At 59.5% G+C, this 13,621-nt stretch carries 9 protein-coding genes; 4 read left to right on the top strand and 5 right to left on the bottom strand.

Annotation, left to right across the window (positions count from 1 at the left end; genetic code table 11):
- Position 1: 1 nt before the first annotated feature.
- The 5 genes from moaD to TK42_RS00110 all read right to left on the bottom strand — a co-directional run bounded on the left by moaD (position 2) and on the right by TK42_RS00110 (position 7,734).
- Complete coding sequence (moaD, locus tag TK42_RS00130) at positions 2 to 244, bottom strand: molybdopterin converting factor subunit 1 (protein WP_032877676.1); 243 nt, start codon at positions 242 to 244, stop codon at positions 2 to 4.
- Positions 241 to 714 (bottom strand): cyclic pyranopterin monophosphate synthase MoaC, encoded by a 474-nt coding sequence (moaC, locus tag TK42_RS00125; RefSeq protein ID WP_032877677.1) that lies wholly within the window; start codon positions 712 to 714, stop codon positions 241 to 243. Before moaC ends, moaD begins: the two co-directional genes overlap by 4 nt.
- A 124-nt stretch (positions 715 to 838) precedes the next feature.
- Entirely contained in the window at positions 839 to 4,567 is a 3,729-nt protein-coding gene (locus TK42_RS00120; RefSeq protein WP_103733354.1) for an autotransporter domain-containing protein, read from the bottom strand.
- A gap of 307 nt (positions 4,568 to 4,874) precedes the next feature.
- Positions 4,875 to 6,269 carry a PhoH family protein gene (locus TK42_RS00115; protein ID WP_032877681.1) on the bottom strand — a complete coding sequence of 465 codons (1,395 nt, stop codon included), beginning with the start codon at positions 6,267 to 6,269 and terminating at the stop codon, positions 4,875 to 4,877.
- Positions 6,270 to 6,609: 340 nt separating this feature from the next.
- Positions 6,610 to 7,734: a polysaccharide deacetylase family protein gene (locus TK42_RS00110; RefSeq protein WP_078820329.1), complete on the bottom strand. Its 1,125-nt coding sequence runs from the start codon at positions 7,732 to 7,734 to the stop codon at positions 6,610 to 6,612.
- A gap of 120 nt (positions 7,735 to 7,854) precedes the next feature.
- On the opposite strand from TK42_RS00110, the gene yaaA reads away from it, so the two are divergent.
- From yaaA to TK42_RS00085, 4 genes are all read left to right on the top strand, one after another.
- Positions 7,855 to 8,634, top strand: a complete 780-nt coding sequence (yaaA, locus tag TK42_RS00105) for a peroxide stress protein YaaA (RefSeq protein ID WP_005785021.1) — start codon at positions 7,855 to 7,857, stop codon at positions 8,632 to 8,634.
- Between the two features lie 812 nt (positions 8,635 to 9,446).
- Positions 9,447 to 10,763 (top strand): nucleotide sugar dehydrogenase, encoded by a 1,317-nt coding sequence (locus TK42_RS00100; protein WP_014717010.1) that lies wholly within the window; start codon positions 9,447 to 9,449, stop codon positions 10,761 to 10,763.
- A gap of 81 nt (positions 10,764 to 10,844) precedes the next feature.
- Complete coding sequence (gene alg8 / locus TK42_RS00095; protein WP_164699511.1) at positions 10,845 to 12,326, top strand: mannuronan synthase; 1,482 nt, start codon at positions 10,845 to 10,847, stop codon at positions 12,324 to 12,326.
- A gap of 37 nt (positions 12,327 to 12,363) precedes the next feature.
- On the top strand, positions 12,364 to 13,530 hold the full coding sequence (locus tag TK42_RS00085; protein ID WP_005785015.1) for an alginate biosynthesis protein Alg44: 1,167 nt from the start codon (positions 12,364 to 12,366) through the stop codon (positions 13,528 to 13,530).
- Positions 13,531 to 13,621 lie beyond the last annotated feature (91 nt).

The raw sequence follows: 13,621 nt of genomic DNA, 5'->3' as shown, positions 1-13,621 counted from the left end.
CTCAGCCTCCGGTTACGGGCGGGAAAAATGCGACTTCGTCACCCGCTTGCACCGGTTCATCAAGGCCGCACAGTTCTTCATTGCGTGCGCACATCAGGCTGCTCTCGTTGAGCACTGCAAACTCCGGGTCAGCGGCCAGCGCCAGGCGCACAGCATCGACGGTAGCGAAATCACCCTCCATCTCCAGAGAGTCAAAGCCTACCGCTTCGGCGTAACGGGCAAAAAACAGCACGTTGATACTCATACCGGGTCCGCCTTGAAATGCCCGCTTTTACCGCCAAGCTTTTCCAGCAGGCGAATGCTTTCGATGGTCATGCCACGGTCCACGGCCTTGCACATGTCGTAGATCGTCAGTGCCGCGACGCTGGCGGCAGTCAATGCCTCCATCTCCACGCCGGTCTGGCCTGAGAGTTTGCAGCGCGCCAGGATATGCACGGCATCCACGCCATCGGCGCGCAGTTCGACCTTGACCCCGGTGAGCATCAGCGGGTGGCACAGGGGGATCAAGTCACTGGTTTTTTTCGCCGCCTGGATCCCGGCAATGCGGGCCACCGCAAATACGTCGCCCTTGGGGTGGGCGCCGTCGACAATCATTGTCAGGGTTTCGGGCAACATGCGCACCCGCGCTTCGGCCACGGCCTCACGGAACGTCACGGCTTTGTCGGTGACGTCGACCATATGGGCACGACCTTGGGAATCGAGATGAGTCAGCACAGCAATACTCCTGATCAGGAGCAGCGATTGTAAACCTGTGGGTCAAATTTGCGCAGGGCTGTTTATTCCATAGATGACTGTGGCGCGGGAGCAAGCTCCCTCGCCACAGGACACCGCTGCCGGGTTAGAAACGGAAGGTAAACCCGGCGTTGATCCCGTTGTTGTTACCGCGATTGGACAGCAAGCCGCTGTAGTTCAGCGACACCAGGGTGTCTTTGGTCAAGGCCATTTCCGCACTGGCCTTGATCACCGCGCCGTCCCGGGCGACGGGTACGCTATTAACGGCAAAAGCAGTGTCGCTGCCGGCAAACTTCAGCGAGGCTTCGCGATCGGTATCACCGAACTGATGCTCCCAACCCAGCTCACCGCGCAACGTCACTGCCGAGGTGGAGCTGAGCGGCAACTGCGTATGCGCACGCAGGCCCACCGTAGATAGCGTCGCGTCCTGGCTTTGCTTGCTGGCGTGCAAAGCAGCGGCGCCGCCTTTTTCCTTGAACGAGTCGCTCTGGTAGTTCAGGTACGTGAGGTTGGCGAAGGGTTCGAATGGGTTCCATTGGGTGTAGCCGATCTCGGCAAACACTTGGTCGGTGCGCGCATTGTAATCGGCCTTGGCATAGTCCGACTGGTTGGCGTAAGCAACCCGCCGCGAAGTATCCAGACGGTGCCAGGTGGTAGCGCCGCCCAGGCGTAAGGCGATCGCCTCGAAGCGCTTACCGCCATACACCGACAGGTGATAGTTGTCGCTGTCCGCCGAAGCAGACTGGCCATTGAGGTGGCTCTGGGTATAACCGGTCGCCGCCCCCACGCGCCAGCCGTCGCTGACCTCGGTATCCAGCCCCAGCAACACCCCACTGGTGGACGAAGAGTAGCCACTGGCGTTGTTGTCACCGCTGACGTTATTGCGCCCACCGAGCAGCTGCACCCAGCCGCCGTTGTCACGGCTATCGATCTGCGCGCTGGAATCCAGTGCCTGGGCCTGTTGCAGACGAGCATTGACCGCTTCGCGAAGGTATCGACTGTCGGCCATTTGCGCTGCCGCAACATCAGAATGCAGCTGCCCCGACAATTGCTTGAATGCATCCCGAGCCTGAGCAGCGGAATCGGAAGCCAACAGGCTTTCGTAAACCGGGCTGCTGGCGCCCAGCTTCTCGGCCGCCGTCGCCACAGCCCGTTCGTTGCGGGTTTGCGCGACGCTGGCGAAGGTGGTCTGGTTGCGCGCTATCGCCAGGGTCAGTTGGTTCGGTTGGTAAGCGAGTTGCGTGCCGATGAACAGGTAGTTGGGCGCGAACGCCGCAAACTGGCCATTGATACCCTGGCTGGCGCTGAGGATGTTGAACTGCTGGCCCAGCAAGCTACGCGCCTCAGTGGCGGACAGCAGGTTGGGGCTGTTCTCCAGGGACACGTTCACCACACCGCCATTGAGGGTCGCCACGCCGCTGCTCTGGATCTGGTCGCTGCGGCCATTGGCCCCCACTTCAACGGCATACACCGAGCCAGGGTTGAAGGTCACGTCGCCGGTACGCAGCGTGCCAATCGAATGCCCCGGCGCCACGCGCCCGCCATTGTTGACGGTCAAGGCGCCCACCGTGCCGGTGCCGGCCAGGGTGCCGCCCAAGGTGGTCACCACGCCATTGTCCGCATTACGCGTGCCCACGGCACTGCCATCCACCGTCACGGCAGAGGTCAACGCACCGTCCACCGACAATTTGCCACCGCGCACCCAGGTGCTGCCTGAATAGGTGTTCTGGCCTTCCAACACCAACTCGCCGTCACCGGACTTGACCAGGCTACCGACGTAGGTGGTGCCGGTGAGCAGGTCCTGGCCACGGGTGAGCGTCGCCTGCTCCCGTGCATGACCGATCTCGTATTCGAACTGATCATCGGCCGAGGCATTGGTGGGCAGGCCATTGAGCCAGCCCTTCTGCTGCTTGGTCGCCGCCCAGGTGGCCTGCTCGGCAGCGTCTTCCACACGGCGGGCGCGAATGGCTTCATCGGAAATCGGGTTGGCCCAGATATCGCGGGTACCGGTAGGCAAGGCCACCGCCACGGCGCCAAGGAACTGCCCCGGCCCTTGCATCGCTTTTTGCAGATTGGGCAGGCCCCATCCGCTGACCACACCCGGCACTTGCGGCGTTCCCGGCGCGGCATCATGCACCGGTTGCAGGTTGTCGTAGGTGCGCCCTCCCGTCAGCTCGCCCACGGGCGTGTCCGCACCGTCCGGCGCCTGCAGGCTGGAGGTGGTGAGCAACACATCCCGCGCCTGGCTGGCGGTCATGTAGGGAAAGCGCTGGATCACCAAGGCCAAGGCTCCGGAAACGCTCGGCGCCGCCGCGGAGGTACCATTGGCATTCGGGATGATTTCGCCCTCAGGCCCGGCAGACGGGATGCCCGATACGCCCATTACACACCACCACTTCGAGGTGCCGCAGCGGTTGTAGACCTGGGCGCTGGTCTCGTCGTAGCCGGTGATCGCGAGGAACTTGCCTTCGATATCCGGCTTGAAAAATGGCAGGTTGGCGTTGGTGTCCGGGTTGGCACCGTGGCTGTCGTTGCCCGCCGAGATGATCTGGATAAAGGTGTTCTGGCGGGCCGCGTCGGCCATGGCGTCCATCCAGGTTTTGTGCCCGGCGTGGGCCTTGTCCCAGAACGGGCGATAGGCGGCGGTCATGTCACGCAGGTTTTGCGCGGCGCTGTCGCCGACATTGCCAAAGTGGTTCTCCACGTCATCGCGCGAGCTTTGCCCCCAGCTCTGGTTGACGATCGACACGTTCTTCGCCGCCAGGGCGTTGTAGCTGGCCATGAACGCGTTGTAGTCGAGGTCGTTGGAGCCTTGGTACCGATCGTTGTCGCTGCCGCCGGTGTTGGCGACAAAGATATTCGCATCGAAGGCAATGCCGTGCATACCGGTGCCGTTGCGATTGGCGCCGAGCACACCGGACATTTCCGTCCCGTGGCCATCGTTGAACGCCGGGTCATATTCCCCGGAGATATTGAAATGCTCACCCTGCTTGAACTCGCCGCTGGGCACTTCAAGACGGTAACGCGGATGGGTGGCGTAGTACTCGCCAGTGGATGTCACCGCCTGTACCCGGTCCTGGCCCAGGGCATTCTTGCCCTGAAACTCGAAGTGCCTGGTTAGGATGCCCGAGTCGAGCACGCCGACATTCACACCCTTGCCGGTGATGCCCAGGGCATAGGCGTAATACGCGTTGGTACGGTCCAGGCCAGAGTTGACCTGGGCTTCCGGGGTTTTCCAGGTTTGCGCGTTGGCGCTCCAGTCACGGGTTGCGCCAGCCCAGGATTGCCCGGCGTTCAGTTGCGCGTTGAGGTTGCTGCTCACGCCCGGCTCTACGTAGGTATAGGGCTTGGCAGCCGGCAGGTTGGCGATGATCGCCTTGGAGAAATCGAGAATATTGGTGGTGTAGCGACCATTGTTGCTGAACAGCCGGCTGCGGTAGTAATCCAGGCGCGAGGTGTAGTCCAGCGGTCGCCGGGTATCGCCGAGCATGGCGCCGATGGTGAGGTTTTCCGGTTGCAGCTCGTAGTTTTGCTTGAGGGCCGAATCGAACTTGCCGGACTGGGCGGCGAAGTCCTTGGCCGCCAGGTCGACGATATCCGCGTAGGCAAACCGCAGGTTCTTGTACACCTCAGTGTCGGGGCCGAACGAGGCGACGGCTTTGCGAAATGCCGACTCCAGTACCTGGGAGGTGTAGGGATTGTCGTCCGCCCAGGCCAATGAGCCCTGGCCCAGCCAGAGGGCCAGACCGAGCGCGATAGGTGTCAGGGGTATCTGCTTGAAACGAGTGGCGTGCTTGCGTTGCGACAAAGTGAAGCCATTACCTGCTACGTCCATTTTCCTTTCCCTTTGGATATGTGCGTCATCAATGAGCGATGTATCGGGCTTTTGTAATAGGCAGGGTCACGGTGAAAACCTTAAGGCCGGTCTTCTAAACATTCGTCGAATCAAGGAGGTGGTGTTCCGACGGGGTCACGCAATGTTCTTATTTTTACCGCGGAAAAATGTAACAAAATAATTACAAAAACCACAAGCACCCAGGGCGCGTTATCGCAGGCAAATGTCGCACACAACAAAAACCCCGGATTTCGTGAAAAATCCGGGGTGATTCATAGCATTTAGCCACTTATTGGATTACGGGTAGTTACAGGTGGGACTCGGCGTACTCGGCCAAGATCGAACGAGGCACCCCTTGCAGCGCGATATGCACGCCGTTGGGGAAGTCTTTGAAACGTTCCGTCAGGTAGGTCAGCCCGGAGCTGGTCGCGGACAGGTAAGGGGTGTCGATCTGTGCCAGGTTGCCCAGGCACACCACTTTGGAACCGGCGCCGGCACGGGTGATGATGGTTTTCATCTGGTGCGGGGTAAGGTTCTGGCATTCATCGATCAGGATCAGGCTCTGCTGGAAGCTGCGACCTCGGATGTAGTTGAGGGATTTGAACTGCAACGGCACTTTGCTGAGGATGTAATCGACACTGCCATGGGTGTTTTCGTCATCCATGTGCAAGGCTTCGAGGTTGTCGGTGATCGCCCCCAGCCACGGCTCCATTTTTTCCGCTTCGGTGCCGGGCAAAAAGCCGATTTCCTGGTCCAGGCCCTGCACGCTGCGCGTGGCGATGATGCGGCGGTAGCGCTTGGTCACCATGGTCTGTTCGATGGCAGCGGCCAGGGCGAGGATGGTTTTGCCCGAGCCTGCGGCGCCGGTCAGGTTGACCAAGTGGATGTCCGGGTCGAGCAGCGCGTACAGCGCCAGGCTTTGGTAGATATCACGCGGTTTCAGGCCCCAGGCTTCCTGGTGCAACAGGGGTTCCTGATGCAGGTCGAGAATCAGCAGCTTGTCGACCTGGATCTCTTTGATCCAGCCCACGAAGCCTTGTTCGTCGACGATGAATTCATTGATATGCACGGCCGGCAGGTTGTCGATCAGCTGTACCTGGTGCCAGGTGCGGCCATGGTCCTGACGGGTCTCGACCTTGCTGACACGGTCCCAGAACGAACCGGTCATCATGTGATAACCCCGCGACAGCATCGACACGTCGTCGACTAGCTGGTCGGTGCTGTAGTCCTCGGCAGCGATCCCACACGCTCGTGCCTTGAGGCGCATATTGATGTCTTTGGTCACCAGCACTACGCGCAGGTCCTTGTCGCGAGCGTGCAGGTCGATCAATTGGTTGATGATTTTGTTGTCGTTCAGGTTTTCCGGCAGCAGGCTGTTGGGCTCGCTGCGCTTGCTCATCAGGATCGACAGCAAGCCCTTGGGCCCGCTTTTGCCACGCTGGATCGGCACACCGACCTCAACGTCCTCGGGCGAGGCTTCGCCCAGGGTCTTGTCGATCAGACGGATGGCCTGGCGGCATTCGGCGGCGACGCTGTGGTGGCCGCTTTTGAGTTTGTCGAGCTCCTCAAGCACGATCATCGGGATGGCGACGTGGTGTTCTTCGAAGTTAAGCAGTGCGTTTGGATCGTGGATCAATACGTTGGTATCAAGCACGTAAAGGATTGGCTGGTCGGAAGAAGGGGTACGTCCATGATCATCCATACTCGGTCACCTTTGTGGGAGCCAGTCGACGCAATACCTGGGCGGTGCTGCGCCTCGATTCGACCACCGACCACACCTGAGTGACGTCAAGTGCAGTGCCCACATGAGGAGTCTTGGAAGACGCCACCTGTGTTGCAGGGTTCGGCGGTCTGACTTCGTAATACCGCAAAACCCATGACAGGAAAAAGCACTTTGACGCTTTTTTGAAGTTTATTTTTCAGGATGACGAATAGCACTAGCCGAGTGCCAGCCACCCCGTTAAAGTCGGAAGTCCGCCTGCATCGAAATGTCGCAGCAAATCACCCCAGAAATGCCTCATCCCCAACGGGGCCGGGGATTTTCAGCGAAATGCCTCGCGACACTCCTGCCAACCCAAACCACTCTGCGCCGTTGCCTGCAACACTATCGGTATTGCCACCCGCGCCTTGTCCTGGGTGTCGTGAAACGCAATTACGCCTTTGCGCCACAGCAGCATCAGCGTCAGCACCCGCTGCGCCGATTCCTCGGCCTTGAGTTTGCCCGGATCGTCCTGGGAGTCGATGTCCCACAACGCCACCTGCAAACCCTGCTGCTGGAAGAACCCCTGGCTGTCCGCACGACGCTGCCCATAAGGCGGTCGGAACAGCGGCACATAGTTTTCCGGCATCAGGTTCTGTACCAGCGCGGCACTGCGGGTGATGGAGCTTTGCCAGTCGACCCAATGGCTATGGGAACGGTATTGCCAACCCTGGATACCTACGCACTGCCCTTGGTACAGCGCCTGCACATCCGCGACAGAACTGCGCTCCACACGGCTTTGCAAACTGCTGCCGAGGGCGAAGAACGTGGCGTTCATCTTCTGCTTGCGCAGGTAGTCGGTGAGCCAGTCGGTATTACCGCCCACCAACGCCGGGCCGCCGTCGAAGGTCAGCAGGAACATGCGATCGTTGAGCTCGTCGCCATTGCGCTCATGGTCGCCGAAACGCGCCACTTCGCTGCTGATCTGCGGGAACAGCGCAGCCTTGCGCAGCAACTCATCCAGGTAGCGCTCATGAAAGTGCCGGCTGGGTGCGGCCCAGCCTATATAGAACGAGTTGTCACTGACCTCGAACTTGCCGGCCTGCTCGCGCAGGTCGTCCATGTTTTCCACCAGGTAGCAGAACGAAGCATCTTCCTCGCAGCTTTGCTGGGCGAAGCTGTAGTTCTCCAACAGCCGTTGCCAGAGCTGGCGGCGCAGGTCGTCGATGGCCGCCAGGTTGATGATCTTCAGCCCCAGGCGTTGCTTGAGCGCGCTTTCGTCCAAGGCTTCGCTGGCCAGCAGGCCGTGGGCAAACATCAGGATTTCTGCCCGCGAAGCCACATCGAACAGCGCCGGGCTGCTGAGTTTTTCCGGCCAGGTGCTACGGTCTAGGCTGGCGACATCCACCGGCGCCGCTTGGGCGGTGACGCACAGCAGGCAAGCCGACAATAAAAGCGCTAATCGCACACGGGGTCTTCCTTTCCAGAGTTACCGCCCATCATAGCGGATCGCATCTATCGCCATCATAGGTGGAGTCCAAACGCCCCAACCCCTAGAATCTCGCCCACGATTCCAGGAGCCAACTTCATGCTGATGGTGATTTCCCCCGCCAAAACCCTCGATTTCGAGTCCAAGCCGGTCACTGCGCGCTTTACCCAACCGCAATACCTGGACCATTCCCAGGAGCTGATAGAACAGCTGCGCGAACTGAGTCCGGCGCAAATCAGCGAATTGATGCACGTCTCCGACAAGATCGGTGGCCTCAACGCCGCCCGCTTCGGCAGTTGGACACCAGCCTTTACTCCGGCCAACGCCAAGCAGGCGCTGCTGGCTTTCAAGGGCGACGTGTATACCGGCCTGAACGCCGAGACCTTCAGCGATGCCGATTTCAGCTATGCCCAGGACCACCTGCGTATGCTCTCAGGCCTGTACGGCCTGCTGCGCCCGCTGGACCTGATGATGCCGTATCGCCTGGAGATGGGCACCAAGCTGGCCAACGCCCGGGGCAAGGACCTTTACGCGTTCTGGGGCACCCGCATCAGCGAATGGTTGAATGAGGCCCTGGCCGCACAAGGCGACGATGTGCTGCTCAACCTGGCGTCCAATGAGTACTTCTCGGCGGTCAAGCGCACGGCCCTGAACGCGCGGATCATCAACACCGAGTTCAAGGACCTGAAGAACGGCCAGTACAAGATCATCAGCTTCTACGCGAAAAAGGCCCGGGGCATGATGAGCCGCTTTGTGATTGAAGAACGCATCAACGATCCGGCCAAGCTCAAGCAGTTCGATGTGCAGGGCTATCGCTTCAATGCGGAGCAGTCCAAGCCGGATAACCTGGTGTTTTTGCGCGATCACGCACCGGAGTAAGGCTGCACAGACACTGCGGATCAAATGTGGGAGCAAGCCCCCCTCCCACATTTTTTTTGTATTCCAAACCATAAATCGTCATTTATTTGGCGCCAGAAAAACATCCAGACATAACCCTAACGATTTATTCACTCGACACTCGTCGGTTTTTTTCGTAGTGGCACCACTTTTTTTAATCAGTAGTGGCACAAAACTATCTACGCGTACCAACTCCCCATAACTACTGGCCTAAATAGCAAGTGCTATCACTATAGTGCCAGTGCCATCTTTTCTAATATTTCAAGAAATTTCCGGAAACAGGATGAGCGGCCAGGAACTTCGTCCTGATGCACCGCTCATACCACCGGTAACGAAATTCTCTGCTTACGTAAGAGATGACTTACATAACGACCAACGGAAGTAGCCAAGTTGTCATAAAACACTTTGGTTCTATGGTCATAACATCAACTGATCGAGTTAAGGGTGGCGATAAGTACGCATTGCTATCCCCCGCAGGCCAAGGCAGCGCTGACCTAAATGAGCCCGTGCACACACACAAGGCATTGATAAAAAAGGCATTTTGCCTTCATCAAAACCTTGCCGCACCGGCGCCGGAGCCTTCCTCCAAGGAAGCACGGCTGCATTTCAGGGCAAGCCCCAATAATAAGGCCTCGTTGCGCACAACTTGAGTGCAATAGTTAGTCACTCGTTATTCAACATGCCTGCACGCGGTAAGTCGGCGTCTATTCGCCTAACTTTCGCGGCATCAGTGACGCTTGCAAACATGAACTCCGGCCATTTAATGGCATGAATTAAACAAAGAGGTAATTGCGATGCGCATCAGCATATTTGGTTTGGGTTACGTTGGCGCCGTGTGTGCCGGTTGCCTGTCTGCCCGTGGCCACGAAGTGGTCGGCGTAGACATCTCCAAGGAAAAGATCGACCTGATCAATGCGGGTAAATCGCCGATTGTTGAGCCGGGTCTGGGGGAGCTGTTGAGCCAGGGTATCCAGACCGGCCGACTGCGTGGCACTACCAACTTCGCCGAGGCGATTCGCGATACCGACCTGTCGATGATTTGCGTCGGCACGCCCAGCAAGAAGAACGGCGACCTGGAACTGAACTACATCGAGTCGGTATGCCGCGAGATCGGTTTTGTCCTGCGTGACAAGACCACCCGCCACACCATCGTGGTGCGCAGCACCGTCCTCCCGGGCACTGTCGCCAACGTAGTGATTCCAATCCTCGAAGACTGCTCCGGCAAGAAAGCCGGCGTCGACTTCGGCGTTGCGGTCAACCCGGAATTCCTGCGTGAGTCCACCGCCATTGCCGACTACGACCTGCCCCCGATGACCGTCATCGGCGAGTTCGATAAAGCTTCCGGCGATGTCCTGCAATCGCTGTACGAAGAACTCGACGCGCCGATCATCCGCAAGGACATCGCTGTCGCCGAAATGATCAAGTACACCTGCAACGTGTGGCACGCCACCAAGGTCACCTTCGCCAACGAGATCGGCAACATCGCCAAGGCCGTCGGCGTCGATGGTCGTGAAGTGATGGAAGTGGTCTGCCAGGACAAGACCCTCAACCTGTCCCAGTACTATATGCGCCCAGGCTTCGCTTTCGGCGGTTCGTGCCTGCCAAAAGACGTGCGTGCCCTGACCTACCGCGCCGGTTCCCTGGACGTGGAAGCACCACTGCTCAACTCGCTGATGCGCAGCAACGAGTCCCAGGTACAGAACGCCTTCGACATCGTTTCCAGCCACGACAAGCGCAAAGTCGCCCTGCTGGGCCTGAGCTTCAAGGCCGGTACCGATGACCTGCGTGAAAGCCCATTGGTAGAACTGGCGGAAATGCTGATCGGCAAGGGCTACGACCTGAGCATCTACGACAGCAACGTCGAGTACGCCCGTGTGCACGGCGCGAACAAGGACTACATCGAAGGCAAGATCCCGCACGTATCGTCCCTGCTCAACTCGGATTTCGATGATGTGATCAACAACTCCGACGTGATCATCCTCGGTAACCGTGACGAGAAGTTCCGTGCCCTGGCGCATAACGCTCCGGAAGGCAAGCAAGTGGTCGACCTGGTGGGCTTCATGTCCAAGGCCACCAGCGTGAGTGGCCGTACTGAAGGTATTTGCTGGTAACAGCAACGGCAAGTTTCAGGCTGCCAGTGGCTTACCCCAGCACTTGCAGCCTGAAGCCTCCTCCCCTTCCGGATGACGCTTATGTCCAAGTTAAAACATGTATTTCTGCAATCGGCCGGCTGGCTGTTATTCCTCAGCCTGTTGATGGGGCTCGCCCTGCTGTTGCCGGCGAGTACCTTCGATTCGCAATCGAAGAATTTTATTTTCCTGATTGGCGCCGTGGGTATCTGGCGCTACTCGATGGGTGCGACGCATTTCTTTCGCGGCATGCTGTTTCTCTACGTGGTGTACCCGCACCTGCGCCGCAAAGTGCGCAAGCTGGGCAAGGCCGCCGACCCGTCCCACGTGTTCCTGATGGTCACCAGTTTTCGTATCGATGCGCTGACCACCGCCCAGGTGTACAGCTCGGTGATTCGCGAAGCCATCGAATGCGGCTTCCCCACCACCGTGGTCTGCTCGCTGGTGGAAATGTCCGATGAGCTGCTGGTGAAAAGCCTCTGGGAAAAGATGAACCCGCCGGCTCACGTCAAGCTCGACTTCGTGCGCATCGCCGGTACCGGCAAGCGTGACGGTTTGGCCTTCGGTTTTCGCGCCATCTCGCGCCACCTGCCGGATGACCGTGCCGTGGTAGCTGTGATCGATGGCGACACCGTGCTCGCCGAAGGCGTGGTCCGCAAGACCGTCCCCTGGTTCCAGCTGTTCGGCAATGTCGGTGGCCTGACCACCAACGAATTCTGCGAAGTGCGCGGCGGCTACATCATGAGCGAGTGGCACAAGCTGCGCTTCGCCCAGCGCCACATCAACATGTGCTCCATGGCTCTGTCCAAGCGCGTGCTGACCATGACCGGGCGCATGTCGGTGTTCCGCGCCAGCGTAGTGACTGACCCGGGCTTTATCGCCGACGTGGAAAGCGACTCGCTGCAACACTGGCGCCTGGGGCGCTTCAAGTTCCTCACCGGCGATGACAAGTCCAGCTGGTTCAGCCTGATGCGCCTGGGCTACGACACCTTCTACGTACCGGACGCCGCGATCAACACCGTGGAACACCCGCCGGAAAAGAGCTTTATCAAAGCCAGCCGCAAACTGATGTTCCGCTGGTACGGCAACAACCTGCGCCAGAACTCCCGTGCCCTCGGGCTGGGCGTGCGTCGCCTCGGCCTGTTCACCAGCGTGGTGCTGTTCGACCAGCGCGTGTCGATGTGGACCTCCCTGCTCGGCCTGACCGTGGCGATGATCGCCACGTTCAAGTATGGCGGCGCGTTCATCCTCGCGTACCTGCTGTGGATCGGTATCACCCGCCTGATCCTGACCCTGTTGCTGTCGTGCTCGGGCCACAAGATCGGCCCGGCCTACCCGCTGATTCTCTATTACAACCAGATCATGGGCGCGTTGGTGAAGATCTACGTGTTCTTCCGCCTTGATCAACAGTCCTGGACCCGCCAGGACACCAAACTGACCCGCGATTTGGCCAGCTTTCAACGTTGGTTCAACACCTGGTCGTCTCGGACCATGACCTTCTCCGCCGGCAGCATCTTCGTTGCCGTGTTGCTGATGATGGTCTGACCCTGCCAAGCCTGAATTAACTAGGAAATCGAATACTATGAACAGCCAAGTAAACGCCAACGTTGTCCACGAATCCGAAGCCCAGCGCCAGCACGCCCGGGTCAAAATCCCGGCCAAGCTGCGCTTCTTCAACAGCGACCGCACGCCAACTGAAGCACGCGTGATCGACCTGTCCGCCGGTGGCCTGGCCTTTACCGCCACCCAGCCGCTCACCGTCGGCCAAGTGCACAAGGGCCGCCTGCAGTTCGTGATCGATAACCTCGGCCTGGCCATGGACGTGGAGCTGCAAATCCGCTCCTACGACCGCCAGACCGGCCGCACCGGCTGCCAGTTCCAGAACCTCGATGCCCAGGATATTTCCACCCTGCGCCACCTGATCACCTCGCACTTGTCCGGCGACATTGTGACCATGGGCGACGTGCTGGCGACGCTGCAACGCGACAACTTCACCAAGGCGCGCAAGGTCAAGGACGGCGGCAGTGGCATGACCGCGTTCGGTCGCCTGCGTGCGGTGACGTTCAGCCTGGCGATTTTCCTGGTTGGCCTGGCCGCCTTCGGTTTTGTCTTCAAATCGCTGTACGGCATGTACTTCGTCAGCCACGCCCAGGCCGGCCTTGTGAGCGTACCGGGCATGAACGTGACCATGCCGCGTGACGGCACCGTGCAGAGCCTGCTCAAAGGTGACTCGGTAGCGGCCAAGGGCGCGCCACTGGCGACGTTCAGCACCAGTATGCTCGACGTGCTCAAGGGCCACCTGGACGAAGACCAACTGCAACCGGCCAAGGTTGAAGAGCTGTTCGGCAAGCAAATGACCGGCACCCTCACCTCGCCATGCGATTGCGTGGTCGCCCAGCAACTGGTCGCCGACGGCCAGTACGCCAGCAAGGGCGATGTGATCTTCCAACTGGTGCCGCGTGGCAGCCAGGCTAACGTCGAAGCCCGCTTCACCTACCGCCAGTTTGGCGATGTGCGTCCAGGTACGCCGGTGAGCTTCCAGGTCGCCGACGAAGAACAGGTTCGCACCGGCACCATCGTCAGCAGCACCAGCCTGAACAGCGCCGACCTGTCCTCTGACATCCGTGTGCAGATCAAGCCCGACGCACCGCTGGACAGCACCTATGCCGGTCGCCCGGTGGAAGTCACCAGTGACCGTGGCCCATCGCTGAACTGGCTGATCGACAAAGCCATGGCTCACGGTCTGTAAGCGAGGACATGCCTGTGAACCCTATTCCAACAACACCGCTGACCTCTGTGGGAGCCGGGCTTGCCCGCGATGCAGGCGACTCGGTGCATCA

This window comes from Pseudomonas sp. GZJR-8, assembly GCF_002916705.1.
GTDB classification, from domain to species: Bacteria; Pseudomonadota; Gammaproteobacteria; order Pseudomonadales; family Pseudomonadaceae; genus Aquipseudomonas; species Aquipseudomonas synxantha_A.
The sequence above is the reverse complement of the archived record's forward strand: the minus strand, read 5'-3'. Positions and strand labels throughout refer to the sequence as shown.

What these genes read in the sequence shown, in the direction of transcription:
- moaD (WP_032877676.1), bottom strand. Translation starts at nt 244, where the DNA reads ATGAGTATCAACGTGCTGTTTTTTGCCCGTTACGCCGAAGCGGTAGGC.
- TK42_RS00120 (WP_103733354.1), bottom strand. Translation starts at nt 4,567, where the DNA reads ATGGACGTAGCAGGTAATGGCTTCACTTTGTCGCAACGCAAGCACGCC.
- TK42_RS00100 (WP_014717010.1), top strand. Translation starts at nt 9,447, where the DNA reads ATGCGCATCAGCATATTTGGTTTGGGTTACGTTGGCGCCGTGTGTGCC.
- yaaA (WP_005785021.1), top strand. Translation starts at nt 7,855, where the DNA reads ATGCTGATGGTGATTTCCCCCGCCAAAACCCTCGATTTCGAGTCCAAG.
- alg8 (WP_164699511.1), top strand. Translation starts at nt 10,845, where the DNA reads ATGTCCAAGTTAAAACATGTATTTCTGCAATCGGCCGGCTGGCTGTTA.
- TK42_RS00085 (WP_005785015.1), top strand. Translation starts at nt 12,364, where the DNA reads ATGAACAGCCAAGTAAACGCCAACGTTGTCCACGAATCCGAAGCCCAG.
- TK42_RS00115 (WP_032877681.1), bottom strand. Translation starts at nt 6,269, where the DNA reads ATGGATGATCATGGACGTACCCCTTCTTCCGACCAGCCAATCCTTTAC.